This is a genomic window from Rhodococcus (subgen. Prescottella) equi (assembly GCF_003013675.1).
GTDB classification, from domain to species: domain Bacteria; phylum Actinomycetota; class Actinomycetes; order Mycobacteriales; family Mycobacteriaceae; genus Prescottella; species Prescottella equi.
This window is the reverse complement of record NZ_CP027793.1, coordinates 2,800,093-2,825,500: the sequence shown is the minus strand read 5'-3', so window position 1 is coordinate 2,825,500 and position 25,408 is coordinate 2,800,093. Positions and strand designations below refer to the sequence as shown.

Annotated in this window: 27 protein-coding genes, 1 tRNA gene and 1 riboswitch; of the genes, 23 read left to right on the top strand and 5 right to left on the bottom strand. The window is 68.9% G+C overall.

The genetic code is table 11. From position 1 onward, the window contains the following. Positions 1-2: 2 nt before the first annotated feature. The 9 genes from C7H75_RS13220 (at position 3) to C7H75_RS13180 (ending at position 7,480) form a co-directional block, all read left to right on the top strand. Entirely contained in the window at positions 3-653 is a 651-nt protein-coding gene (locus C7H75_RS13220; RefSeq protein WP_106851445.1) for an NUDIX domain-containing protein, read from the top strand. Beyond that, complete coding sequence (xerD, locus tag C7H75_RS13215; protein WP_106851444.1) at positions 650-1,579, top strand: site-specific tyrosine recombinase XerD; 930 nt, start codon at positions 650-652, stop codon at positions 1,577-1,579. The genes C7H75_RS13220 and xerD overlap by 4 nt, the downstream gene beginning before the upstream one ends. Before the next feature lie 157 nt (positions 1,580-1,736). Beyond that, positions 1,737-2,609 carry a ParA family protein gene (locus C7H75_RS13210; RefSeq protein ID WP_237169334.1) on the top strand — a complete coding sequence of 291 codons (873 nt, stop codon included), beginning with the start codon at positions 1,737-1,739 and terminating at the stop codon, positions 2,607-2,609. Next, positions 2,609-3,436, top strand: a complete 828-nt coding sequence (locus C7H75_RS13205) for a segregation and condensation protein A (protein WP_064076720.1) — start codon at positions 2,609-2,611, stop codon at positions 3,434-3,436. The genes C7H75_RS13210 and C7H75_RS13205 overlap by 1 nt, the downstream gene beginning before the upstream one ends. Further along, a complete protein-coding gene (gene scpB / locus C7H75_RS13200; protein ID WP_022596125.1) occupies positions 3,433-4,146 on the top strand; it encodes an SMC-Scp complex subunit ScpB in 714 nt (237 codons plus the stop codon). The genes C7H75_RS13205 and scpB overlap by 4 nt, the downstream gene beginning before the upstream one ends. A gap of 12 nt (positions 4,147-4,158) precedes the next feature. Further along, on the top strand, positions 4,159-5,124 hold the full coding sequence (locus tag C7H75_RS13195; RefSeq protein ID WP_005512980.1) for a pseudouridine synthase: 966 nt from the start codon (positions 4,159-4,161) through the stop codon (positions 5,122-5,124). After that, positions 5,121-5,813: a (d)CMP kinase gene (gene cmk / locus C7H75_RS13190; protein ID WP_013416122.1), complete on the top strand. Its 693-nt coding sequence runs from the start codon at positions 5,121-5,123 to the stop codon at positions 5,811-5,813. Before C7H75_RS13195 ends, cmk begins: the two co-directional genes overlap by 4 nt. After that, the gene (gene der / locus C7H75_RS13185) at positions 5,810-7,255 is read left to right on the top strand and encodes a ribosome biogenesis GTPase Der (RefSeq protein ID WP_005512985.1); all 1,446 of its coding nucleotides are present in this window, start codon (positions 5,810-5,812) and stop codon (positions 7,253-7,255) included. Before cmk ends, der begins: the two co-directional genes overlap by 4 nt. Positions 7,256-7,406: 151 nt before the next feature. Further along, positions 7,407-7,480 (top strand) — tRNA-Pro (locus C7H75_RS13180). Between the two features lie 82 nt (positions 7,481-7,562). Here the strand turns inward: C7H75_RS13180 and C7H75_RS13175 are convergent. The 3 genes from C7H75_RS13175 to C7H75_RS13165 form a co-directional block, all read right to left on the bottom strand. Next, positions 7,563-7,787: a hypothetical protein gene (locus tag C7H75_RS13175; RefSeq protein WP_041674262.1), complete on the bottom strand. Its 225-nt coding sequence runs from the start codon at positions 7,785-7,787 to the stop codon at positions 7,563-7,565. A gap of 7 nt (positions 7,788-7,794) precedes the next feature. Next, on the bottom strand, positions 7,795-8,292 hold the full coding sequence (locus C7H75_RS13170; protein ID WP_049799497.1) for a DUF732 domain-containing protein: 498 nt from the start codon (positions 8,290-8,292) through the stop codon (positions 7,795-7,797). Positions 8,293-8,355: 63 nt separating this feature from the next. Next, entirely contained in the window at positions 8,356-8,826 is a 471-nt protein-coding gene (locus tag C7H75_RS13165; RefSeq protein WP_013416120.1) for a GyrI-like domain-containing protein, read from the bottom strand. Between the two features lie 227 nt (positions 8,827-9,053). On the opposite strand from C7H75_RS13165, the gene C7H75_RS13160 reads away from it, so the two are divergent. The 14 genes from C7H75_RS13160 to C7H75_RS13095 all read left to right on the top strand — a co-directional run bounded on the left by C7H75_RS13160 (position 9,054) and on the right by C7H75_RS13095 (position 21,475). Further along, positions 9,054-9,671, top strand: a complete 618-nt coding sequence (locus C7H75_RS13160) for an NUDIX hydrolase (protein ID WP_233281760.1) — start codon at positions 9,054-9,056, stop codon at positions 9,669-9,671. Between the two features lie 41 nt (positions 9,672-9,712). Further along, positions 9,713-10,756, top strand: a complete 1,044-nt coding sequence (locus tag C7H75_RS13155; protein WP_022596115.1) for an SMP-30/gluconolactonase/LRE family protein — start codon at positions 9,713-9,715, stop codon at positions 10,754-10,756. Positions 10,757-10,873: 117 nt separating this feature from the next. Beyond that, positions 10,874-11,461, top strand: coding sequence for a cardiolipin synthase ClsA (gene clsA, locus C7H75_RS13150; protein ID WP_226347393.1), 588 nt, complete (start codon positions 10,874-10,876; stop codon positions 11,459-11,461). A gap of 56 nt (positions 11,462-11,517) precedes the next feature. Next, positions 11,518-12,324, top strand: coding sequence for a DUF881 domain-containing protein (locus tag C7H75_RS13145; RefSeq protein WP_044991051.1), 807 nt, complete (start codon positions 11,518-11,520; stop codon positions 12,322-12,324). Between the two features lie 2 nt (positions 12,325-12,326). Further along, a complete protein-coding gene (locus tag C7H75_RS13140; RefSeq protein WP_013416116.1) occupies positions 12,327-12,677 on the top strand; it encodes a small basic family protein in 351 nt (116 codons plus the stop codon). A gap of 5 nt (positions 12,678-12,682) precedes the next feature. Next, on the top strand, positions 12,683-13,453 hold the full coding sequence (locus tag C7H75_RS13135) for a DUF881 domain-containing protein (RefSeq protein WP_037085222.1): 771 nt from the start codon (positions 12,683-12,685) through the stop codon (positions 13,451-13,453). Between the two features lie 44 nt (positions 13,454-13,497). After that, positions 13,498-13,902, top strand: coding sequence for a glycine cleavage system protein GcvH (gcvH, locus tag C7H75_RS13130; RefSeq protein WP_005513083.1), 405 nt, complete (start codon positions 13,498-13,500; stop codon positions 13,900-13,902). Between the two features lie 215 nt (positions 13,903-14,117). Further along, a complete protein-coding gene (gene garA, locus C7H75_RS13125; RefSeq protein WP_005513084.1) occupies positions 14,118-14,612 on the top strand; it encodes a glycogen accumulation regulator GarA in 495 nt (164 codons plus the stop codon). Continuing rightward, the gene (ftsR, locus tag C7H75_RS13120; protein ID WP_013416113.1) at positions 14,612-15,349 is read left to right on the top strand and encodes a transcriptional regulator FtsR; all 738 of its coding nucleotides are present in this window, start codon (positions 14,612-14,614) and stop codon (positions 15,347-15,349) included. The genes garA and ftsR overlap by 1 nt, the downstream gene beginning before the upstream one ends. A gap of 99 nt (positions 15,350-15,448) precedes the next feature. Beyond that, positions 15,449-15,922, top strand: coding sequence for a bifunctional nuclease family protein (locus C7H75_RS13115; RefSeq protein ID WP_013416112.1), 474 nt, complete (start codon positions 15,449-15,451; stop codon positions 15,920-15,922). Positions 15,923-16,149: 227 nt separating this feature from the next. Next, positions 16,150-16,776 (top strand): MerR family transcriptional regulator, encoded by a 627-nt coding sequence (locus tag C7H75_RS13110; RefSeq protein WP_005513087.1) that lies wholly within the window; start codon positions 16,150-16,152, stop codon positions 16,774-16,776. A 62-nt stretch (positions 16,777-16,838) separates the two neighbouring features. Continuing rightward, positions 16,839-16,945, top strand: a riboswitch (glycine riboswitch). A 186-nt stretch (positions 16,946-17,131) separates the two neighbouring features. Further along, positions 17,132-19,972, top strand: coding sequence for an aminomethyl-transferring glycine dehydrogenase (gene gcvP, locus C7H75_RS13105; RefSeq protein ID WP_022596109.1), 2,841 nt, complete (start codon positions 17,132-17,134; stop codon positions 19,970-19,972). A 186-nt stretch (positions 19,973-20,158) separates the two neighbouring features. Then, positions 20,159-20,998 (top strand): class I SAM-dependent methyltransferase, encoded by an 840-nt coding sequence (locus tag C7H75_RS13100; RefSeq protein ID WP_005513090.1) that lies wholly within the window; start codon positions 20,159-20,161, stop codon positions 20,996-20,998. A gap of 36 nt (positions 20,999-21,034) precedes the next feature. Next, the gene (locus C7H75_RS13095) at positions 21,035-21,475 is read left to right on the top strand and encodes a hypothetical protein (protein WP_049910376.1); all 441 of its coding nucleotides are present in this window, start codon (positions 21,035-21,037) and stop codon (positions 21,473-21,475) included. A gap of 141 nt (positions 21,476-21,616) precedes the next feature. Here the strand turns inward: C7H75_RS13095 and C7H75_RS13090 are convergent, their stop codons facing one another. Together C7H75_RS13090 and C7H75_RS13085 are read right to left on the bottom strand one after the other, a co-directional pair. Further along, positions 21,617-24,091 (bottom strand): LuxR C-terminal-related transcriptional regulator, encoded by a 2,475-nt coding sequence (locus C7H75_RS13090; RefSeq protein ID WP_233281759.1) that lies wholly within the window; start codon positions 24,089-24,091, stop codon positions 21,617-21,619. Between the two features lie 167 nt (positions 24,092-24,258). Then, a complete protein-coding gene (locus C7H75_RS13085) occupies positions 24,259-25,407 on the bottom strand; it encodes a metallophosphoesterase (protein WP_106851441.1) in 1,149 nt (382 codons plus the stop codon). Between the last annotated feature and the right edge of the window lies 1 nt (position 25,408).

Genomic DNA, 25,408 nt, shown 5'->3' with positions numbered 1-25,408 from the left:
CGATGAGCCTGCCGGGGGAACACGAGTTCGACACCGTCGCCTCACGCGACGTGTACAGCGGGGCGATCGTGGCCCTGCGGGTGGACCGGGTTGCCATGCCCGGCGGGCGGGAAGCCGATCGTGAGGTCGTCGAGCACCACGGGGCTGTTGCCGTGGCGGTGCTCGACGACCTCGATCGGCTGGTGCTGATCCGGCAGTACCGGCATCCGCTGGGCCGGCGACTGTGGGAGTTGCCGGCCGGGTTGCTCGACGAGCCCGGGGAAGCGCCGCTCGACGCGGCCCGCCGGGAGCTGGCCGAGGAGACGGGCCTCGATGCCGACGACTGGTCGATCCTCGTCGACGTGGCGCTCTCACCCGGGTTCACGGACGAGAGTGTTCGCGTGTTCCTGGCGACCGGCGTGCACGACGTCGAACGGCCGGACGCCCACGACGAGGAAGCCGACCTCGAGATAGCAAGGGTGCCGCTCGACGATGCCGTGTCCATGGCGCTGCGGGGCGACATCGTGAACGCGACCGCGGTGTCGGGAATTCTCGCGCTCGCCGCGGCACGCGCGCGGGGGGAGGATCTGCGGTCTGCCGATGCGGCATGGGTGGACCGGCCGGACGCCTTCGCCCGCCGCAAGCACGGTCGGGCCGGGCACGGATCCGCATGACGGAGCTGGGCGGTCTGATCGACTCGTATCTGGACCACCTGGCCGTCGAGCGGGGTGCCGCACGCAACACCCTCACGTCGTACCGCCGCGACCTGGATCGCTACGCACGGTTCCTCGAAGCGCGGGGGACGGATGACATCCGGTCGGTCACCGAGACGGACGTCAGCGAGTTCGTCGTCGCTCTGCGCAAGGGCGATCCGGCGGACGGAGTGGTTGCGCTGGCGCCCAGTTCGGCGGCACGGGCGCTCATCGCGGTCCGCGGACTGCACCGGTTCGCGGCGGCAGAAGGCGTGACCAGCGGGGACGTCGCGCGGGCGGTGAAACCCCCGACCCCGGGACGCCGGCTGCCCAAGTCGCTCCCGCTCGACGAGGTACTCGCGATCCTCGAAGCGTCCGGCGGCGACGGTTCCGCGGACAACCCGCGCACGCTGCGTGACCGGGCGCTGCTCGAACTCCTCTACTCGACCGGCGCCCGCATCTCGGAAGCCGTCGGTCTCGATGTCGACGACCTGGACACACAGTCGCGTTCGGTGCTGCTGCGCGGCAAAGGCGGCAAGGAGCGCGTGGTCCCGGTGGGACGGCCCGCGATCACCGCGATCGACAACTATCTGGTTCGAGGGCGGCCGGCGTTGTCGGTGCGGGGTGGTCCGGCGCTGTTCCTCAACGTCCGTGGCGGGCGGCTGTCCCGGCAGAGCGCGTGGCAGGTCCTGCACACCGCGGCCGAGAAGGCCGGCATCGCGGTCGCGGTGTCGCCGCACACGCTGCGCCACTCGTTCGCGACACACCTGCTCGACGGCGGCGCTGACGTGCGTGTCGTGCAGGAACTCCTCGGCCACGCCTCGGTGACGACGACGCAGATCTACACCCTGGTCACGGTGGGTGCGCTCCGCGAGGTATGGGCGCAGGCGCATCCCAGAGCGCGCTGACGCGGTTGCGTGTTGGGCGTCGTTCGAGATCACGAAGCGGTAGCGTTACGGCATCAGTCAGCGACAGGATGGGACCTACAGGACAGGGGAGCATCGGACCGTGGTGACACCGCAGCCGCCGGAGGCGGAGCCAGCGCACCCGCATTCCAGGGGCGCGCTGTCGTACGCAGAGAATGTCGAACCGGTACCGGACGCGCCGCTCGGCCCCACCGGGCGTCCGTTGCGGGAGATACCCGAGCCGGGACCGGTCACCGCGCACGGGCCCGCTCGGATCATCGCGATGTGCAACCAGAAGGGCGGCGTCGGCAAGACCACGTCGACGATCAACCTGGGCGCCTCGCTGGCACAGTACGGTCGGCGAGTGTTGCTCGTCGACCTGGATCCGCAGGGCGCGCTGTCCGCAGGTCTCGGCGTCGCGCACCACGATCTGGAGCTGACGGTCCACAACCTGCTGGTGGAGCGCACGTCGATCGACGACGTGCTGATGCGCACCCGGATCGACGGACTGGACCTGCTGCCCAGCAACATCGACCTGTCGGCAGCCGAGATCCAGTTGGTCACCGAAGTCGGTCGTGAGCAGACACTCGGCCGCGTGCTCCATCCGGTTCTGGACCGCTACGACTACGTGCTGATCGACTGCCAGCCGTCGCTCGGTCTGCTCACCGTCAACGCGCTCGCGTGCGCCGACAGTGTGATCATCCCGATGGAGTGCGAGTACTTCTCGCTGCGCGGTCTCGCGCTGCTCAACGACACCGTCGACAAGGTCCGAGACCGGCTCAATCCGCGCCTGTCGCTCGAGGGCATCGTCGTCACGATGTTCGACGCCCGCACGCTGCACGCCCGTGAGGTGATGTCGCGCGTCGTCGAGGTGTTCGGTGACCTCGTCTACGACACCGTGATCAACCGCACCGTGCGCTTCCCGGAAACCAGCGTGGCCGGAGAGCCGATCGTCACGTGGGCCCCCAAGTCCGGCGGCGCCGAGGCCTACCGGGCACTGGCCCGTGAGGTCATCCATCGCAGCGGCCGGTAGTGGTCGTGGCCACCGACGTCGTCACGGAGGCTCCCGCCGCAGACGGACCCTCGGGGTTCCGGCTGCGGCTGCGCAACTTCGAAGGGCCCTTCGATCTGCTGCTGACGCTGATCAGCCAGCACCAACTCGACGTCACGGAGGTTGCGCTCGCGGAGGTCACCGACGAGTTCATCTCGTACACACGCAGTCTCGGCAGCGAACTGGAGCTGGACCAGACGACGGAGTTCCTGGTGGTCGCCGCGACGCTGCTCGACCTGAAGGCCGCGCGTCTGCTGCCCGCCGGTGAGGTGGACGACGACGAGGACCTGGCGCTCCTCGAGGCGCGAGATCTGCTGTTCGCCCGGCTTCTGCAGTACCGCGCGTACAAGCAGGTGGCGCAACTGTTCGGTGAACTCGAGTCGGCCGCGCTGCGCCGCTACCCGAGGTCGGTGTCGGTGGAGGAGCGCTACGTCGGTCTGCTCCCCGAGGTGCTTCTCGGGGTCGACCCCCTCCAATTCGCGGAGATCGCGGCCACCGCGTTCCGTCCACGCCCGGTTCCGACGGTGGGCCTCGACCATCTGCACGCACCGACAGTGTCGGTTCCGGAGCAGGCCGCCCGGGTCCTGGAACTGCTGCGGGAACGCGGCGCCGGCGTGTGGACACCGTTCGGGGCGCTGATCGCGGAGTGCGACGTCCAGGTACAGATCGTCGCCCGGTTCCTGGCGCTGCTCGAGCTGTACCGAGAGCAAGCGGTGCTGTTCGAGCAGCCCGAACCGCTGGGTGAGCTGATGGTGAGCTGGACCGGTGAGGACCGGACGGCTCCCGCGACCGAGGAGGACTACGGATGACGTCCGTCGGCAGCGACGACGTGGGAACAGACGACGCCCGATCGTTCGAGGACGAGTTCACGGAGCTGCCCGACTCCGAACTCGCCGCGGCACTCGAATCGATGCTCCTCGTGGTCGACACCCCGGCCTCGTCGGCGATGCTCGCCGACGTCGTCGGTGTTCCCGAGGCACGGGTCGAGACGATGCTGCGGACGATGGCGGCGGACTTCACCGAGCGGGGCAGTGGCATCGACCTGCGCTACGCGGGTGACGGGTGGCGCTTCTACACCCGTACCGAGTACGCGCCGTACGTCGAGCGACTGCTACTCGACGGCGCCCGCTCCAAGCTCACCCGGGCGGCCCTCGAGACCCTGGCCGTCATCGCCTACCGGCAGCCGCTGACCCGCGCGCGGATCAGCGCGGTGCGTGGCGTCAACGTGGACGGCGTGATCCGCTCGCTGTTGGCGCGCGGTCTGATCACGGAGGCGGGTGTGGACACGGACTCCGGAGCGACCACCTACGCGACGACGGAACTGTTCCTCGAGCGCCTCGGGCTGGCGTCTTTGGCGGATCTGCCACCGCTCGCGCCGCTGCTTCCGGACGTCGATGTGATCGATGACATCACCGAGAGTCTGGAAGCCGATCCACGATTTGCGAGAATGGACAGGTCTACGTCGTCATCGGGGTCGACGGCGACCGCGCCGGACCCCGGGATCGACATCGAAAACTGACAGGGATCAAAAGTGAACAAGCCCGCTCGCCGTGATGGCACACCGGACCGTAAGAAGAGGCAGCCCGCCAAGGGCGCCGCCCGATCCACCGCTGCGAACAAGCAGCAGACGAACAAGCGGGGCAAGCCGAAGTCGGCCAAGCCCCAGCGCGCCCAGGCGCAGTCGCACACTCCCACGATCAGCAACGCGAAGCCCGCGAAGCACCAGTACGCCGACGTCGACCGCGAGCGTGCGCCGATGAAGGGCGACGGTGTGCGCTTGCAGAAGGTGCTCGCGCAGGCCGGCGTCGCCTCCCGGCGCGCCGCGGAGGAACTCATCGACCAGGGCCGGGTCGAGGTCGACGGTCGCATCGTCCTCGAACAGGGCCTGCGCGTCGATCCCGAGAACGCCATCGTCCGCGTCGACGGCATCCGCGTCGTCGTGAAGAAGGACCTCGTCCACATCGCGCTGAACAAGCCGCGTGGCTGGCAGTCGACGATGTCCGACGACCTCGGCCGTCCCTGCATCGGTGACATCGTCTCCGAGCGCGTCTCGGCCGGTCAGCGCCTGTTCCACGTCGGCCGTCTCGACGCCGACACCGAAGGCCTGATCCTGCTCACCAACGACGGGGACCTCGCGCACCGGCTGATGCACCCGTCGTACGAGGTGCCGAAGACCTACCTGGCCACCGTCCAGGGCGTCGTCGACCGCAACGTCGGAAAGACCCTCAAGGCCGGCGTCGAACTCGACGACGGGCCCGCGAAGGTCGACGCGTTCACGCTCCTCGACGTCAACGGTGGCAAGTCGCTGGTCCGCGTCGTGCTGCACGAGGGCCGCAAGCACATCGTGCGCCGCCTCCTCGAAGCCGTCGGGCACCCGGTGGTGCGGTTGGTCCGCACCGACATCGGCAATGTCGCGCTCGGCGACGGTCGTCCCGGCACCCTGCGGGTTCTCGGTCGCGGCGAGGTCGGCGGCCTGTACGGGGCGGTGGGTCTGTGACGGACGGGACCGCGCTGGTCGTCGCGATCGACGGCCCGTCCGGCACCGGCAAGTCCAGTGTGTCGCGCAGGGTCGCGATCGCCCTCGGCGCGCGCTACCTCGACACCGGGGCGATGTACCGCATCGCGACGCTGCACGTACTGCGTCACGGCGTCGACCTCGGTGACCCGGCCGCGATCGCGAAGGTCACGGCGTCGCTGCCGCTGTCGATCGGCACCGATCCCGAGGCTGACGGTGTGCAACTGGCCGGCGAGGACGTCACCGCCGAGATTCGGGGCGCGGCCGTCACTCAGGCCGTGTCCGCGGTGTCCGCGGTACCCGAGGTCCGGACGTTCCTGGTGGATCTGCAGCGCCGCATCGTGGCGCAGGCGGGGCGGATCGTCGTCGAAGGCCGCGACATCGGCACGGTGGTCCTGCCGGACGCGGACGTGAAGATCTTCCTGACGGCCTCCGCGGAGGCGCGGGCGACGCGGCGCAACGCCCAGAACATCGCCGAGGGGCGCGGTGACGACTTCGCCGCCGTCCTCGCCGACGTGCAGCGTCGCGACCACCTCGATTCCACCCGCGCGGTATCTCCGTTGCGCCCGGCGGAGGATTCGGTGACGGTGGACACCAGCGAACTGGGCATCGAAGACGTGATCGGCAGGTTGCTGCTGGTGGTAGGCGACAGAACTGGAGCAGTGCAGTGACCGACGATTATTCAGCAGATTCGGCGACCGAGTACGCCGGCGACGGAATCTGGAGCGAGGAATCCGACTGGGACCTCGCCGACTTCCTCGACGGCGAGGACGCCGAGGAGCACGTCGCCGTACCGACACTCGCAGTGGTCGGACGGCCGAACGTGGGCAAGTCCACGCTCGTCAACCGCATCATCGGCCGTCGTGAGGCCGTCGTCGAGGACATCCCCGGCGTCACGCGTGACCGCGTCTCGTACGACGCCAACTGGGCCGGACGCCGATTCATGGTGCAGGACACCGGTGGCTGGGAGCCCGACGCGAAGGGGCTGCAGCAGTCGGTCGCCCGTCAGGCCGAGTTGGCCATGAACACCGCCGACGCGATCCTGCTCGTGGTCGACGCCGTCGTCGGCGCGACCGCGACGGACGAGGCCGCGGTGCGCGTGCTGCGCCGGTCCAAGACCCCGGTCATCCTCGTCGCGAACAAGGTCGACGACGCCCGCACCGAGGCCGAGGCCGCTGCACTGTGGTCGCTCGGTCTGGGCGAACCGCACATGGTGAGCGCCACGCACGGCCGCGGCACCGGCGATCTGCTCGACGAGGTTCTGCGGGTGCTGCCGGAGACTCCGCGCGAGGGCACCGGCGGCGGCGGGCCGCGGCGTGTCGCGCTCGTCGGCAAGCCGAACGTCGGCAAGTCGAGCCTGCTCAACAAGCTGTCCGGTGACGAGCGTTCGGTGGTGCACGACGTCGCCGGCACCACCGTCGACCCCGTCGACTCGCTCGTCGAGCTGGGCGGCAAGGTGTGGAAGTTCGTCGACACCGCCGGCCTGCGCAAGAAGGTCAGCCACGCCAGTGGCCACGAGTTCTACGCGTCGCTGCGCACCAAGTCGGCGATCGAGGCCGCCGAGGTCGCGATCCTGCTGATCGACGCGTCGAAGCCGATCACCGAGCAGGACCTGCGCGTCCTGAGCATGGTGGCGGACACGGGCCGGGCACTGGTGCTCGCCTTCAACAAGTGGGACCTGGTCGACGAGGACCGGCGTCTGATGCTCGAGAAGGAGATCGATCGCGAACTGGTCCGCGTGCCGTGGGCGCAGCGGGTCAACATCTCCGCGCACACCGGCCGGGCCGTCCAGAAGCTCGTCCCCGCGCTCGACACGGCGTTGGAGTCGTGGGACAAGCGCATTCCGACCGGACGCCTCAACAACTGGCTCAAGGAGGTCGTGGCGGCCACGCCGCCGCCGATGCGTGGCGGACGCCTGCCGCGCATCATGTTCGCGACGCAAGCGGGCACCCGCCCGCCGACCTTCGTGCTGTTCACCACCGGCTTCCTCGAGGCCGGCTACCGCCGCTTCCTGGAGCGTCGCCTGCGGGAGGAGTTCGGCTTCGACGGCAGTCCCGTCCGCATCTCCGTGCGGGTCCGGGAGAAGCGGGACCGCGGCAACAAGAGGCGCTGATCGTCCGACGTCGCACGGGTTTCGGTGGCCAACCGGCACCGGACTCGTGCGGCGGGGGCAGCGGAAGCCCGAAAGTTGCCTCTGACCTGGCGATTCGCTTTCCGGAGCGACACTGTTGTAATCTTCTGAGGCGCCCGAACGAGGGCGTGGACGGGCTGTGGCGCAGCTTGGTAGCGCACTTGACTGGGGGTCAAGTGGTCGCAGGTTCAAATCCTGTCAGCCCGACCGAAAAAGTCCCAGGTGATCATTCACCTGGGACTTTTGTCGTTCCGACGGCGGCTCCCGGGTCGGCCCGCGGACGTCGACGTCAGCGGTGGTCCGAACGGCTGCTCACGTCCGTGATCGCGTCGGTCCACGTGCGGTGGGCGTCGATCAGTTCACGGGTTCCGCCGGAGACCTTCCAGACACCCCAGTGCCCGACATGGGCGCCGGCGTCGAGCTTGCGAATCGCCCACGGCGCCGAGATCCGGGTACGGCGGACGGGGAGGCCGAGGATGCGTCGCATCTCCTCGTACGGGATCGCGTCGGTCATCTGGATCTCACGCGAACTCGGGGCAGTAGGAGACCGTCGCTGCTCCCAGGACGTTCGTGATCTCGGGCGTCGTGTAGCGGCCGTCGCCCACGTAGTCGGTGGTGACGTCGGCCTTGCTGCGGCCCCGGTAGAGCGAGTTGCACATCGACAGCCCGAGACGGATCTGGTCGCTCTCCGACTTCTCCATCAACGTGAACTCGGTGATGTACGACAGGAACAGCAGATCCTCGGTGCTCAGTTCCGTGGTCGGTTCGAGGACGCGTGCCGAATCCGCTTCGGGTGCGGGGACGCGCGCGGTGGTGCCCTGCTCGGTCGCCGGTGTGACGGCCGGGGTGGTCTGGATGCGCGGCAGGGCGTCGACGGGGGTCGTCACGGCGGCCGGTGCCGGGGCCGCACGCGAGATGACGACCGGCTCTCCGTCGGTCGGGGTGCCGCTGCACCCCGTGAGAATCAAAGCAGAGGTGGAGAGGGCGGAGAAGAGGCCGAGCCGAGCCGAGCGAATCACGATGCGCGATCTTTCCTTACCTGTCCGAGAGGCGCGCTGCCGGGGGCGGCATCGACTGAACCGTCAGTTCAGTCGGGCATCGGGCCGGGTGACGGGCATGACGATCTCGGTGCGTGGATCGGGCACGTTCGGGCCGTCGAGGTAGCACTCCCACGCCTCCCCGACGGTGAGGTAACCGTGTTCGGCGATCCATGACGTCAACGCGATGTACGCGGGTTCGACCGTGTCGTAGCCGCCCACATGGACGGTGGTGACGACCGGTCCCGCAGGCAGCGCGGTCGGCTCCACCTCTCCGTCCGGAGCGATCTCACGGTCGAGCGGGAAGCCCGCCTCGACGTTCCACACGCCGCCCGGAAGCGGGCGGTACCGAGCGAACGGCGGACCCGCGAGCGCTGTCCCGGAACGCTCCGCGACCGCGACGACCTCACGGAACGCTGCCCCGATGAAGTCGGCGATCCGGTCGACGGTGACGTCGCCTGCCACGACTCCCGCTGGCTGCTCGTCGCGGTCCTGAAACCGGATGTCGTAGCTCACGATTCGTCTCCCGCGGGAAAGCCTTCGAAGCCTGCCACACACCGGGCATCGGATCGGGTGGCGCGGCGGCGGCACTCGGGGCCGCGGAGGCCGCACCGGAACCGGTGGGAGAGAAAGCGCGACGACATGTTCATCCGAACCCCAATCGCAGGCACTCACGATATCGGGGGACCTGGCTGCATGGGGGATGATCGATCGAACAGCGGTGCGGGGTGCGGGAGGCGGACATGGCGGAGGCGAAGCGGCTGTCGAAGAACGAGATCCGGGCGAGGCTCGACGACTTCGACGCGATGACGGTACCGCTGGGGGAGCGGCGTGCCGCAGCCGTCGTGATCGCCGTGATGCAGGGCGAGGACGGCATTCCGGTCTTTCCTCTGACGTTGCGGCCCGCGAAGATGCGGGCGCACGCGGGCCAGTTCGCACTGCCCGGCGGGCGCCTTGACGCCGGTGAGACCGCGCAGGATGCCGCGCTGCGCGAGCTGGCCGAGGAACTCGGCGTCGAGGTCGATCCCGAGAACGTGCTCGGCCGTCTCGACGACTACGTGACGCGGTCCGGCTACGTCATGACCCCGTTCGTGGTGTGGTCGGACCGGTCCGTCGACTCGGTGGTGCCCAGTCCGGCCGAGGTGGCCCACGTGTTCGCGGTTCCGCTGGACGAACTCGACGTGCCGACACAGCTGACCGACATACCCGGATCGGGCGAGCCGGTGGCGTGCTGGCCGTTCCGAGGCGAGCACATCCATGCGCCCACCGGGGCCGTGATCCACCAGTTCTGCGAGGTCGTGCTGCACGGCAGACACACCCGGGTGTCCGCGTTCGCGCAGCCCAGCTTCGCGTGGCGCTGAAATCGGCGTGAACGACGGCCGTCCGGACTAGCGTCAGCGCGGTGACCCTCCTGCGATCGGCGTTGCGCGCACTCGACCGCACCGGGATCGAGCCGGTGGCCTGGCAGCCGCCCGCCGCGCCCGCGCTCACCGGCGTGCTCGCGCCAGGTCGCCAGCTCGACGCGACCGAACAGTGGAAGCTCCCTACGGGCCGGGGTCCCGAGGACGTCGCCGTCGACGGTGAGGGACGCGTGATCACCGGGGGCGAGGACGGACGGCTGTGGCGTTTCGACGCCGACGGCAGACCCACCGAACTCGCCCACACCGGAGGCCGGCCACTCGGCGTCGAGGTGCTGGGCGACGGCCGATACCTGGTCTGCGACAGCGAACGGGGGCTGCTGCGCGTCGACGAGACCGGACGCGTGGAGTTGCTCGCGGACACCGCTCTCGGTACTCCGCTGCTCGCATGCAACAACTCGGCCGTCGCGCGGGACGGTGTCGTGTACTTCACCGACTCGTCGTCGAGGTTCACCGTGCCGAACCACCGCCTGGATCTGCTCGAGCATTCGGGTACCGGCAGACTGCTCCGCTTCGATCCGGGCACCGGTGAGATCGACTTGCTCGCGAGTGGGCTGCAGTTCGCGAACGGGGTGGGGCTCGCGCGTGACGAGTCGTTCGTGGTGGTCGCCGAGACCGGGTCCTACCGGATCCAGCGGGTCGAGCTGACCGGTCCGCGCACGGGCGCGGTGTCGGTCTGGGCGGACAACCTGCCGGGTATTCCCGACAATGTCGCGTCGCAGACCGCCGACGGTATCTTCTGGGTGGCGCTGTACAGCCCGCGAATGCCACTGCTCGACCGAGTGGCCCCGCACCCGACCCTGCGCGTCCTGACAGCGAACCTGCCGGCGTTCGTCCAACCGGACCCGGAACACCGCGCGTGGGTCCTCGGCCTCGATGCGGCTGGGCGCATCGTCCACAGCCTGCAGGGCGGGAAGGGCAGCTACTCGCCGGTCACGGGCGTCCGCGAAACCCCCGAATGGCTGTACCTCGGCAGCCTCACCGCCGGGGCGATCGCCCGCGTGCCCCGCAACACGCTCGGCATCTGAGCGCCGCGGCCCTGCCCGGTCGGTCGCTGAAATGCGACACCGCATGTGGAAGGGTGGCGTACCGACACAGCACGGGAGCCGAGAGGATCGTTGGTGGACGCGGTAGGACAGCAGAACGTGAGCTCCAGTCCCGGCGCCGACCGCATTCTCACGATCCCCAACGTTCTGAGCATGATCCGGTTGGCGGGCGTGCCGCTGTTCCTGTATCTGCTGCTGGGACCGCAGGCCGACGGCTGGGCGTTGGCAGTGCTGATGCTCAGTGGATTCACGGACTGGGCGGACGGCAAACTGGCCCGCCTGCTGAACCAGATGTCGCGCCTCGGGGCCCTGCTCGATCCGTTCGTCGACCGTCTGTACGTCATCTCGACGCTCGTCGCGTTCGTCCTGCGCGACATCATCCCGTGGTGGCTCGCCGCGATCCTGATCGGGCGCGATCTGATCCTCGCGCTCACGCTCCCGGTGTACCGCCGTCGGGGTCTTCCCCCGCCGGACGTGATCTACCTCGGCAAGGCCGCGACGTTCGCGTTGATGTTCGCACTCCCGATCCTGCTGGCCGCCCAGAGCGACTGGGCAGGAGCGTCGATCGCGAACGCCTGGGGCTACGCACTGCTCGTGTGGGGAACGGTGCTCTACGTCTGGACCGCGGGCATCTACATCGCGAAAGCGGTCGGCGTGGCGCGCGCGGTGGCCCGGAGCGGCCCGTGAGCGACGCGCCCCGGTCGGTGCGACGGAATCCGGTCCCGTCGCTGCTGAAGTCCCTCATGAACGATCACCTCGACCCCGGATACGCCGGGGCGGCTGCGGATCGGGAACAGGGGCACTCGAAGCCGCCCCGCATCGCGGCCGGCGCGTGGATCGCGCTCGGGGCGCTGCTGGTGGGAATGGTGTTCGGCATCGCGTACGCGCAGGCGTCGTCGTCGGCCTCCGACGCGGACGCGACCCGAGCCGAGATGCTGACGAAGGTGCGTGACGCCGAGGACCGCGGCCGCAGCCTCGCCACCACACGCGACGATCTGACCGCACGCGTCGACGACCTGCGGGCCAAGGTGCTCGCCGGCGACGCGGAGGGCGCCCAGCTGCTCACCGAACTGCGAACCCTCGAGTCCGCCGCCGCGGCGGAACCCGTGCACGGACCCGGCATCGTCGTGACGTTGACCGACCCTGCCGCCCGCCCCGACCTGTCGGACTCGTCACAGCGGGTGCCGGGCTCGCCGCAGTCCGGTGTGCTCGACCGGGATCTGCAGTCCGTCGTCAATGCGCTCTGGGCCAGCGGAGCGGAAGCCGTCGCCGTCGGCGACGTCCGGATCGGTCCGGGCGTCACGATCCGCCAAGCGGGCGGGGCGATGCTCGTCGACAATCAGCCCGTGCCGTCGCCCTACCGGGTCTCGGCCATCGGACCGCCCGCCAAGTTGCAGACGAGTTTCGTCGTGAGCGACGCCTACCTTCGGATGGCGGCGGTCCGCGATTTCTACGGCGTGGGCTTCACCATCGCCGAGTCGGACGACCTGCAGCTGCCCGCTGCGGCAGGTCGTGAAGTGCGGTACGCAAAGGAAACGGGGGCCCCGTGAAAGTGAAGGGTGGATACGCGCTCTACGGAGTGCTCGCACTCGTCGTCGGCATCGTCGTCGGGGTCGTGTTCAGCCCGCAGGTGCCCGACGCCGTCCAGCCCTATCTGCCGATCGCCGTGGTCGCCGCCCTCGACGCCGTCTTCGGCGGCCTGCGTGCCTACCTCGACGAGATCTTCGACTCGAAGGTCTTCGTCGTGTCCTTCGTGTTCAACGTTCTCGTCGCCGCGCTGATCGTCTGGCTCGGTGACCAACTGGGCGTCGGAACACAGCTGTCCACCGCGATCATCGTCGTGCTCGGCATCCGCATCTTCGGGAACGCGGCCGCACTGCGGCGGCGCCTGTTCGGAGCGTGATCGGCATGCAGGACAACGGGACTCCCACCGGGCCACGGACCGACGGGCGGCACGAGATGCCGTCGAAGGGACCGGCACGATCCCGCGCGCGTTTCGGGTTCGGACTGCTCGCGGTCCTGCTCATGGCAGCGCTGGGTGTGGCGATCGCGACGCAGGTGACCAGTACCGGCTCGGGCGACAACCTCGACTCTGCCCGCCCCGCGGACCTGCTCGTCGTTCTCGGCAACCTCAACCAGCGCGAGGCGGCGCTGCGGCAGGAGATCGCCGGACTCGAACAGACCCTGTCGAAACTCGAGGCCGGTGGGGGCGGTTCGGGCGCCGCGCTCGACGAGGCGAAGGCCCGCCTGTCGGCGCTCTCCATCCAGGTCGGCACGGTGGCCGCGACCGGACCCGGGGTGACGCTGACGATCCAGGATCCCGGCAGGTCGGTCGGCTCCGAGGTGATCCTCGACCTACTGCAGGAACTGCGGGCCGCGGGAGCGGAGGCGATCGAGATGCAGGGTGCCGGTGCGGACCCGATCCGGATCGGGGTGGACTCGTGGGTCAGCGGCGGCGGGGGCGACATCACGGTCGACGGGCGCAAGGTGTCCGCGCCGTTCCGCGTCGTCGCGATCGGTGATCCGCCGACGCTGGCTGCGGCCCTGAACATCCCCGGCGGCGTGGTCGACACCGTCGCGCGGAGCGGCGGACAATTGCGGATCGAACAATCGCCGCAGGTCACCGTGACCGCCTTGCGGGAGATCTCACCGCGCCAATACGCTCATCCCGGAAACTGATCTTCTGCGGTCCGCTCGTCGGACCTCCTCGAAAGGACGCCACCGTGAGTGAGCTCGCTACCCCCGACGATCTGCGCTACACAGCAGAGCACGAATGGGTGCGGCGGACGGGTCCGACGACGGTACGAGTCGGCATCACCGACTTCGCCCAGTCGCAGCTCGGTGACGTCGTGTTCGTCCAGCTCCCCGCAGTGGGGGAGGACGTGACCTCCGGCGACTCGTTCGGCGAGGTCGAGTCCACCAAGAGCGTGTCCGACATCTATGCGCCGCTGACCGCGAAAGTGGTTGCCGTGAACGAGGATCTGGACGGCAGCCCCGAGCTGGTGAACTCCGAGCCGTACGGAAATGGCTGGCTCGTGGACCTCGAGGTCGAGGACGAGGCGGGCCTCGACTCGGTGCTCGCCGCAACCCTGGACGCCGAGGCCTACCTCGCGCTGTCCGGGAGCTGATTTCGCGGGTCGCCGCGCGGCCTGTCCACCTACACGCACCGGCACTCTCAGGGTACGGTCGAGGTGAGCGCAAGGCCGTCTCGGTGCGCACATCCGCATCGGAATGTGATCGTGGCCGCGGCGTCGTCACACGACGTCGTCGGGGCCGAGTTGGACCGCGTGAACCCGGGAGCGCCGCGAGCGCTCCCGGTTCGTCGGATTGAGGAGGAGAAACGGTGAGCGAGAACGGCAACGATGCGGTTTACGGAGAAACGCCGGCCGAGACCACATCGGTTTTCCGTGCGGATTTTCTCAGCGAGATGGACACCCAGTCGTCGCAGACGGCCGAGGCTCCGGTGTCCGGGGTCGAGGGTCTGCCTGCCGGGTCCGCGCTGCTCGTCGTGAAGAGAGGCCCCAACGCGGGCTCGCGGTTCCTGCTCGACCAGCCGACCACGTCGGCCGGCCGGCATCCCGACAGCGACATCTTCCTCGACGACGTGACGGTCAGTCGTCGGCACGCCGAGTTCCGCCAGGACGACGACGAGTTCCAGGTGGTCGACGTGGGAAGCCTCAACGGCACGTACGTCAACCGCGAGCCCGTCGATTCGGCGGTGCTGGCGAACGGCGACGAGGTCCAGATCGGCAAGTTCCGACTGGTCTTCCTTACCGGCCCGCGCGGCAACAGCGGCGGCCCCCAGATCGGCGAATCCGCGGCGGGTGCAGGTAGCTGATGACCGCCGTTCGGCAGGACGCCGCCACGGGCATGTCGATCGGCACGGTGCTCGATCGACTGCGTCCGGATTTCCCGGACGTCACGATCTCCAAGATTCGGTTCCTGGAGGCCGAGGGGCTCATCAGCCCCGAACGGACGCCGTCGGGCTATCGGCGGTTCTCGATCGCGGACTGTGAGCGGCTTCGCTACGTGCTCACGGCACAGCGGGACCAGTACCTGCCGCTGAAGGTGATCAAGGAACAGTTGGAGGCGATCGACAAGGGCGCGGCCACCGTGGGCGCCGTCGATTCGGCTCCCCGGCGCCCACGCCCCCTCGCGGTGGCCCCGGGGGAGGTGTCCCCCGAGGAGTTCCGGTCCGACCGTGAGGTGCGGATCAGCCGGGACGACCTGATCGAACGTTCCGGCATCGACGTCAAGTTCCTGAACGAACTCCTGCGCAGCGGACTGGTGGTGCCCGGAGCCGCCGGTTTCTTCGACGAGGACGCGGTCATCCTGGCGCGGACCGCGAAGGCGATGTCCGAGTTCGGGCTCGAGGTGCGACATCTGCGGGCCTTCAAGCTCGCCGCCGACCGTGAAGCAGGCCTCGTCGCCCAGATCGCCGGTCCGGTCGCGAAGGGACGCGATGCAGGTGCGCGCGATCGCGCGGAGGAGATGGTCCGCGAACTCGCGGCGCTGTCACTGACTCTGCACACGTGCCTCGTCAAGGCTGCGGTTCGTGGAGCGCTCGATCGCTGACGACCACAGCAGGTTCGAATAGAATCGGGGCAGTACGTCAAGCGGGGCTCGTCCGCCGTCCGCGGTGGATCCGGTCACCGGTACGAGGTGGAGGACGCGATGAGTGAGATGCGTGTGATCGGAATCCGTGTCGAGCAGCCGCAGAACCAGCCGGTGCTGTTGCTGCGGGAGAGCAACGGTGACCGCTATCTGCCGATCTGGATCGGTCAGACGGAAGCGACGGCGATCGCGCTGGAGCAGCAGGGAGTGGAACCCGCGCGCCCACTCACGCACGACCTCATCAAGGATCTGCTCGATGCGTTCGGGCACACGCTGCGCGAAGTGCGGATCGTGGATCTGCAAGCCGGCACCTTCTACGCGGATCTCGTGTTCGACGGGGATGTGCGGGTCTCGGCCCGTCCTTCGGACTCCGTGGCCATCGCGCTTCGGATCGGCGTGCCGATCTTCGTCGAGGAGGCGGTGCTCGCAGAAGCCGGGCTGGTGATGCCGGACGAGCGCGAGGACGAGGTGGAGAAGTTCAAGGAATTTCTCGAGTCGGTCTCTCCGGACGATTTCAAGGCCACCGACGGCTGACTCCTCAACCTCAAGTTCAGGTTGAGACTCTTGGGCGCGTCGCGTTGACCCGGCCCCCGCGGGTCCCTAGCGTCTTGCATGCGAACGCGCGCCACGCTGTGAATCCGGGGCGTACGCTGAGTGGATCCACAGTTCGGGTTTACTCGATGTCACGAGTGTGTGATCGACGGGTTGCAGAAGTTCGGCAGTACCGTCACCGCCACTGAACACACGAGAGGGAGTAGTCCGTGGGAGATCGGCCGCAGGAGCAGCAGTTGGACCTCGCCGACGAGGCAACCGGCCAGGCATCGATCGAGACGTCGACCGTCGACGACGTGCAGCCCGGACTGTTCCCCGACGACACCGTTCCCGACGAGCTCGTCGGCTACCGGGTGCCCACGGCATGTCAGATCGCCGGCATCACCTACCGGCAGCTCGACTATTGGGCCCGCACCAACCTCGTGGTCCCGTCGATTCGCGGGGCCGCCGGCTCCGGCAGTCAGCGGCTGTACTCCTTCAAGGACATCCTCGTCCTGAAGATCGTGAAGCGTCTCCTCGACACCGGCATCTCACTGCAGAACATTCGCGTCGCGGTGGACCACCTGCGCCAGCGCGGTGTCGGCGATCTGGCGCGCATCACCCTCTTCTCCGACGGCACCACCGTCTACGAGTGCACGTCTCCGGAGGAGGTAGTCGACCTGCTGCAGGGTGGTCAGGGCGTGTTCGGGATCGCGGTCAGTGGCGCGATGCGGGAGCTGACCGGAACGATCGCCGATTTCCCGGCCGAGCGCGCGGACGGTGGCGAGGCCACCCAGAGTCCCGAGGACGAGTTGGCGTCGCGCCGGAAGAACCGCGGCGCACGCAAGACCGGCTAGGCGATCACCGCCGCTCAGCCTGTTCGGTAGGCGCGCGGTCGTGACATAGACTGACGGTGCGTCGCCGTCGCGCGGGAGAGTTCCGGGCAGATCTGTATGTGCTGCCCGGGCGCCGAAGGAGCAGCACCTCCCCGTCAATCTCTCAGGCACCCAGGACCGTGCGGGCTCCGACGCCTCTGGAAAGCGGTGGGAGCACCCACCCGCCCACGGGGAAAGGCGTACGCCGTCCGAGTCTCCGCCCGGCCGGTGTGGCAGCCGAATCTCTCAGGCGCTCGGAAGATCGAGCAGGCGACAGAGGGGGAGGACCGTTCCGCCGGAACGCATCCTGTACCCGTCGAACCGCCTGGGAGTTCACTTGATCGACGCTCGTAGCCATTCGTTCGCCGACCGTCACGTCGGCCCCGATTCGGCCGAACTGGCACGCATCCTCGACGTCGTCGGCGTCGACTCTCTCGATGAACTCGCAGCGCGCGCCGTTCCGGACAGCATCCTCGATCCTGCCTCCGACGGTGTCGCGGCGGGCCTGGACGCGTTGGATGCGCCTCTTTCCGAGCACGAGGCCCTCGCGGCCCTCGCCGAGCAGGCAGCGCGGAACACCGTCGCCACCTCGATGATCGGTCTCGGCTACTACGACACGCTCACCCCGCCCGTGCTGGTGCGGAACATCCTCGAGAACCCCGCCTGGTACACGGCGTACACCCCGTACCAGCCCGAGATCAGCCAGGGTCGGCTCGAGGCGCTGCTGAACTTCCAGACGATGGTCGGCGACCTCACCGGTATGGAGATCGCGAACTCGTCGATGCTCGACGAGGGCACGGCCGCGGCCGAAGCCATGACGCTGCTGCGCCGGGCGTCGCGGAGCAAGTCGCCGAGGTTCGTCCTCGACACCGATCTCTTCCCGCAGACCCGCGCCGTGGTGATCACCCGCGCCGAGCCGCTCGGCATCGAGATCGTCGAGGCGGACCTGACGCAGGGGCTGCCGGACGGCGAGTTCTTCGGTGTCCTCGCCCAGCTTCCGGGCGCGTCGGGCCGGGTCGTCGACCATGCCGCGATGATCGCGGAAGCGCACGAGCGCGGCGCCCTGGTGGCGGTCGGTGCAGATCTGCTGGCGATGACGCTGCTGACCCCGCCGGGCGAGCAGGGTGCCGATGCGTGCTTCGGCACCACCCAGCGCTTCGGTGTCCCGATGGGCTTCGGCGGCCCGCATGCGGGTTACCTCGCGGTCCACAGCAAGCACGCCCGCCAGCTTCCCGGACGCCTGGTCGGCATCTCGGTGGACGCGGACGGCAACAAGGCATACCGACTGGCGCTGCAGACGCGTGAGCAGCACATCCGCCGGGAGAAGGCGACCAGCAACATCTGCACCGCGCAGGTGCTGCTCGCGATCATCGCGGCGATGTACGCCAGCTATCACGGTGCGGAGGGGCTGAAGGCGATCGCGCAGCGGGTCCACCAGCGCGCCGCCTACCTGGCCGCCGGCCTGCAAGTGGCCGGCATCGAGGTCGTCCACGACGAATTCTTCGACACCGTCCTGGCCAGGGTGCCCGGTCGCGCCGACGAGATCGTCGCGAACGCCAAGGCGTGGGGCGTGAACCTGCGGCTGGTCGACGCCGACCACGTGGCTGTCGCGTGCGACGAGGCGACCACCGATGCCCACCTGCAGTCCGTGCTCGCGGCGTTCGGGATGCCCGCCGATGCCGAGATCGCCTACACCCCGGCACCGTTCGGCGACCGCACGTCGGTGTATCTGCAGCACGAGTCGTTCACGAAGTACCGCACCGAGACCGCGATGCTGCGCTACCTGCGCGCACTGTCAGACAAGGACATCGCACTCGACCGCAGCATGATCCCGCTCGGCTCGTGCACCATGAAGCTCAACGCGACTGCCGAGATGGAGCCCATCACGTGGCCCGGCTTCTCGAAGCTGCACCCGTTTGCGCCCGAGGACGCCCCCGGCATGTTGAAGGTCGTCGAGGACCTGCAGGACTGGTTGGCCGCGATCACCGGCTACGACGCGGTGAGCCTGCAGCCGAATGCCGGCAGCCAGGGCGAGTACGCGGGTCTGCTCGCGATCCGCAACTATCACCTCAGCCGTGGTGACGACCACCGCGACACCTGCCTTATCCCCTCCAGTGCGCACGGCACCAACGCCGCGTCCGCGGTCATGGCTGGTATGCGGGTCGAGGTCGTGGCGTGCCGCGAGAACGGTGACGTCGACCTCGACGACCTGCGGTCGAAGATCGCCGACCACGCCGAGCGCCTGGCCGCGATCATGATCACCTATCCGTCGACGCACGGCGTCTACGAGGAGGAGGTCGGCGAGATCTGCGCGGCCGTCCACGACGCCGGTGGTCAGGTGTACGTCGACGGTGCGAACCTGAACGCGCTCGTCGGACTCGCGCGTCCGGGCCGCTTCGGCGGCGACGTCAGCCACTTGAACCTGCACAAGACGTTCTGCATCCCGCACGGCGGCGGCGGTCCGGGCGTGGGGCCGATCGGGGTCCGTTCGCACCTGGCCCCGTTCCTGCCCGGGCACCCCCTGGCGCCCGAACTGGGTGACTGCGGACCGGTGTCGGCGGCACCCTACGGTAGTGCGTCGATTCTGCCCATCACCTGGACGTACATCAAGATGATGGGCGCCCAGGGGCTGCGCCGGGCATCGCTGACCGCGATCGCCTCGGCCAACTACATCGCCCGCCGCCTCGACGAGTACTTCCCGGTCCTCTACACGGGCGAGAACGGCATGGTGGCGCACGAGTGCATCCTCGATCTGCGTCCGCTCACGAAGGAGACCGGTGTGACGGTCGACGACGTCGCCAAGCGACTGGCGGACTACGGCTTCCACGCACCGACGATGAGCTTCCCGGTCGCCGGCACGCTCATGGTGGAGCCGACGGAGAGCGAGAACCTGGCCGAGATCGACGAGTTCTGCGACGCCATGATCTCGATTCGTGGCGAGATCGATCGGGTCGCGGCAGGGGAGTGGCCGGTCGGCGACAATCCGCTGCGCGGTGCTCCGCACACCGCCGAATGTCTTGTTTCCGAGTGGAACCACCCCTACTCACGGGAGATTGCGGTGTTCCCGCGCGGCACCGCGCGACCGAAGGTGTGGCCGGCGGTACGCCGGATCGACGGTGCCCACGGCGACCGCAACCTCGTGTGCTCGTGCCCGCCGATCGAGGCGTACTCCGGCTGACGTCCCAGAGGTGAGGGCGGGCCCTCGGATCGTGGACCCGCCCTCACCGTCTGCCGACGTTGCGCGCGGTTATGGACATCCGGACGGGACGGAAGTCGGTGAAATACCGAATCTATTGGTCCGGTCGGCGCCTTCCGATACCTGATCGTCGTTGACCTGGCGGTGCGCCCGGCACATGATCGATGGATGGTCGAGGTGCCGGACGAGGTACACACCGCACGGATCGCGGATCTGTTCGATCTGGTCGCGGACAGCTACGACAGTCTGGGCGTGCCGTTCTTCGGGCCCATCGCGGATCGTCTCGTGCGTGCCGTCGCGCCTCGGCCCGGTGCCCGAGCGCTCGACGTCGGATGCGGTAGGGGCGCGGTGCTGTTCCGCCTCGCCGACGCCGTCGGCCCGTCGGGGGAGGTGACCGGAATCGATCTCGCGCCGCGGATGGTGGCCGTGACAGGGCGCGAGGCGCGGACCCGAGGGTTGACGAACGTGCACGTCCAGGTGATGGACGCCATGCGGCCGTCCCTTCCACACGGCCGGTACGACGTCGTCACCGCGTCGTTCATGCTCTTCTTCCTGCCGGATCCGGCGGCCGCGCTGACCGCGTGGCGATCGCTCCTCGTTCCACACGGGACGGTGGGCGTGTCGACGTTCGGCGCGTGGGATCCGCGCTGGGAGGAACTCGACGATCTGTTCGCGCCGTACCGCGACACGCGCTTCTTCCCCGTGGATCCTCGCGATCCGGATGGGCCGTTCGGCGCCGATGCCGCAGTCGAGGCACTGATGCGGACCGCCGGCCTCGTCCACGAGAGGACTACGTCCTTCGATCTCGAACTGGAATTCGACGACCCCGCACAGTGGTATTCGTGGACGCGCTCCCACGGGCAGCGCATGCTGTGGGATTCGATTCCGGAGGACGAACGCGACCACGTTCGGGACGCCGCGCTCGAGCGGGTGGAGGGCTGGCGTGACGAGGACGGCCGGGTGGTCACCCGGCACAAGATCCGGTTGACGCTCGCGCAGCGTCCCTGACGTTCGGGCGCCCGGGACCGGGGGAGAGGGGGAGGGGTGTCGAGGATAATCGTTGCCGTGCTGGTGGTCGCGGCGCTTCTCGGGACGGGTTTCGCCTTCTATCGCGCATTGTCGGACGTCGCCCAGACGTCGACGGAACGGCCTCTGGCCGACGATGTGGCGACCGTACGGGGGCGGACGATGACCTGCGTCGAACTGCTGCCGGACAGCTGTTCCTTCGATATGCAGTTCGCGTTCGATCGTTGGGGTGACGGCCTGAACGCCTACCTGGCATCCGATCTCGGGCCGTGGGGCCGGGGCGTATCGGACGCCTCGGCCGCGAAGCTCGGTCTACAGGCGTGCAACCTGTCGTCGATGCCGGGGCAGACCTATCTCGAGTTCGAACGCGTCGCGCGGGCCGACCATCCCGACGCGAACACATCGCAGCTGTACCCGTTCTGGGATCAGGCCCGGCGGATTCTCTGTCCCGCAGGCTAGCCGCAGCATCCAGTCCCTCCCGCTCGGTGCGATGATTGAACTCCGTATGTGACGGAATCGAAGGAAACCCGGAATCTTGCGACTCGCTGCAATCTCACGCGGGTTCACCACCAGTTCTCGAGCAGCCACGACCGGGGAGGGTCAGTCGTCGAGGAAGCCGAGGGAGCGGGCACGATCGATCGCCTCGGTGCGCGAGTGCGCAGTCAGCTTTCGATAGAGCGTGCGCTTGTGGGTCTTGACGGTCGAGGTCGACAGGAACATCCGGCTCGCGATCTGTCCGACGGTCAGGCCCTGCACGACACCCTCGAGCACCGTCGCTTCACGGTCGGTGAGCTGCGGGAAGGCCAGCGTCGACGGGTAGTGCTCGCGGGACGGCGCCTCGAGGAACGCGGTCACCGCCGGCGAGGGTCGTGCCGCACGCTGGGAGAGAAGGACGACGGTGTCACGGTCGACGCTCGCGAAGGCGCTCCGTATACCCGTGCGGTCGGCGATCGCGCAGGCATGGGTCCAGGCACGGAGGGCGTCCTCGTCGCGGCCGAGTCGGCACGCGGCGGCCGCCTCGATCACGAGTGCTTCCAGCTGCGCTCGCGCGTACGGCGAACCCAGCCAGTCGTACCGGCGGCACATGGTGATGGCGGACTGGTGATCTCCGGTGAGAAGGTGCGCCCGTGCGGCAGCAACGACGCCCCACGGCGTGTCGGACGTCAGCGAACCGGCGATCACCCGGGACCGCGCGATGTCGCCGAGCGCGAGACACACCTCGATCTCGACAGCGGAGAGCAGCGACTGCACGAAGGCGCCGTTTGCAGTCGTCCGCGCGTCGGCGAACACACCGAGCGCCGCGAGTCCGTCCGCCGGTTCGCCCGTCGCGATGGCGTACCTGCAGCGGGCGTACGTCACGAACGGCCACAGTTCCACGACTTCCGGGAGAACGCGCAAGCTTTCGACCGCGCGTTCCGCAGACGGGAGGTCGAGTTCGTCGATCGCGGTGAGCACGCGCGCGACAGCACCGCCGATGCGGACGAGGGCTTCGATCCACTCGTCGGGCGGCGGGATCCGCGCCTCGGCGGCGAGCCAGTCGTGTGCTCGCTGCAGTTCGCCGGCGAAAGCCCAGTTGAGGGCCGAGTTGCCGGCCGCATTCCGTGAGATGTAGTCCATGCGACGTGCCGCACCGAGTCGGTGTGCGAGCCGTAGCTCGACGGTGGAGTCCGCGAAGTCGCCCGCCAACTGATACGTGAGGCCGCTCTGCATCCGGAGGAACGGCAGTAGGTCGGTGATCGCGTCGGGGTCCGTGTCCAGCAGCCGTCCCACCGAAACGTGCAGCCTGCGTGTCTGATCGGCCGCGGTTTCGTAGTCGCCACCGAGGCGCTGCGAGAGAATCCGGTTCCCGACGATCGTGAGAGCTTCGCGGGGGTCCTCGACCACTGTGAGGTCGAGGAGGTCGGCGGTGTCGTAGCGGGCCTCGTCGTTCGAGGGATCGCCCGACAGCTGTCGCACGAGGTTGCGCAGCATCGTGAGACCGGGTTGGGCGTCCAGCACTTCGGCCGGCAGCGCCAGGAGCGCTTCGCGGAGGACGTCGATGTGCGTGTTGACCAGAGTTGCGGCCTGTCGGTTCAACAGATCGACGGCGAGGTCCCAGTCCTCGGCCTCGGCGGCACAGCGCAGCGCCGCGCCGTGATCGCCGCGGTCCCGATGATGGAGAGCCAGCAGCCGAGACCGCGCCGCGGGTTCGAGGCCCTCCGCGCGCTGAACGCTGACCAGTTCCGTCCGTACCGCGGGTGGCAGCATCCAGGCGTCGCCGTCGGCGGTGTCCCGGTGGTCCAGGATTCCCATGGATTCGAGGTCGTGTAGGTGGCGCGCCGAGTCGGGGCCACCACCGAGGTACTGCGCGAGCTCCACAGTGACCACACGTGCGGTCGCGGTACGGACCAGGAAGCGTCGCAGTTCGGTGTCGACCGCAGAGAGGATGTCGTGGTGGACGTATCTCGTGACCACGTCGGCGCAGGCCTGTTCGAGCACCTCGCCCGCCGGTACGCCTGCCGATGTCGTCGATGCCAGCACCGCCGTGCAGAGCCGGGGTAGTCCGCCGGTCCGGCGGTGGAGACCGTCCAGAACTGCGTCGGACGGTTCGTGCCCGGCGCAGCCGAACAGTTCCCGCAAGTCGTCGGGCGTGTACAGAAGGTCGTCTGCGCGGAGCGAGTCGTGGTCGGGCGGGAAGGTCAGCGGATCCTCGAAGGTCGACCGCCCGACCACCGTCGCCAGGACGTCGACCGCGAGGTGCTCGTCGACGAACTCGTGGATCCGGCGTTCGACGATCGGATCACCGAGCAGGTCCACGCGTTCGAGGACGATGTCCAGCGGGTCCCCGGCGCCGGTCGGTGCGCGGTAGACCTGTGTCCAGTAGTCGTCGACGGACGTCGTCGGCTGGGGCGGTGGGATGTGGAGTGTGCGGCGTCCCGCGGCCGGCGATGTCGTGAGCCACGCCGACGCCAGCGCCGACTTCCCGAACCCGTGGGGCGCCCGGACGACGGTGAGTCCCGAAGTGCGCCGGAGTCGGTGCAGCAACCTCGTCGGCGCCCAAACGGCGATCCGGTTGCTGGTGAACTCCTGGGTCATGGGTGTCCTTCGGTTTCGGCGACCGACCGCATCTGCAGAGAAGGTGGGGGCATGGAGGATCGGCAGAACTCTCATCCACGCACATATCGGGCGAACCAACCAGTGGTGGGCGCGTGTCACGTCGTTTGTCACCCGCGACTTCACCCGTGCCCGCACTGCACGCCCGGTCAGCGGGACGGTTGCGGGCGGCTCGCGAGTTCGAGGATGGTGATCTCCGGTGGCACACCGACCCGAACGGGCGGTCCCCACGCGCCTGCCCCGCGCGTCGTGTACAGCACGGTGTCGCCCACCCGGTCGAGGCCGGTCACCGACGGCTGCTGCAGGGGGACGAGATACCCCAGCGGCCACATCTGGCCACCGTGTGTGTGACCCGACAGTTGCAGGTCCACCCCGAGTTCGGACGCCTCGACCGCCTGCTTCGGCTGGTGTGCGAGGAGCAGCACGAAGCGGTCGGGGTCGCGTCCGGCGAGCGCGGCCGGAAGATTCGGTTCGTAGGGCGCGGAGGAGGTGTGGTCATGGATGCCGGCCAGGTCGATAACCCCGCCGCCGCGGTGGATCTCGACGCGCTCGTTGCGCAGCGTGCGGATACCGAGCGTGTCCCACAGATCCAGCCAGCGGCCGCCGTCGCCCGCGTAGAACTCGTGGTTGCCGCTGACCCCGAACACGCCCAGCGGGGCCCGCAGATCCCGCAACGGCTCCAGGTCGCGGCCGACCTTCGCGACGGTGCCGTCGACGAGGTCGCCGCCGAGCAGGACCAGCTCGGGCTTCTGGGCGTTGACGAGATCGACGACCTTGCGCGTGAACCCGATTCCGCGGGACGGACCGACGTGCAGGTCCGTCACGAGGGCGATGCGCATGCCGGCGAACTCGCTCGGCAGGCGCCGCAGCGGTACCCGGACCCGCTGGATCCGGGGAGTGTGGGCCTCGACGACGCCGTAGCCCGCGGCACCGATCGCGGCGACCGTCACCGCGGCCGTGGCACCGCGCAACACCCGGCGGCGGGACGGGTCGGTGGGCTGCGGGCGTCCGGCGAGGCGTGCGACACCAGACCCGGCGCCGACCAGTATCAACCCGAGCACGAGGTAGAGCAGAGCCGCAAGCCATACCCAGCCGACGAAGCCGGGGATCCGCGCCCAGGCCGGGTCGAACACCTCACCGCTACCGACCCCGACGAGCGCCAGCACCCACAGCACGATCAGCGTGACGTCGACGGCGCGGGCCGGCCGTCCGGTCAGCCCGGTCGCGCGTACCAGACGGCGGTGCACCCAGTAGCTGACCAGCGCGAGGAAGGCCCCGAAGATCGCGATGCGGATCACG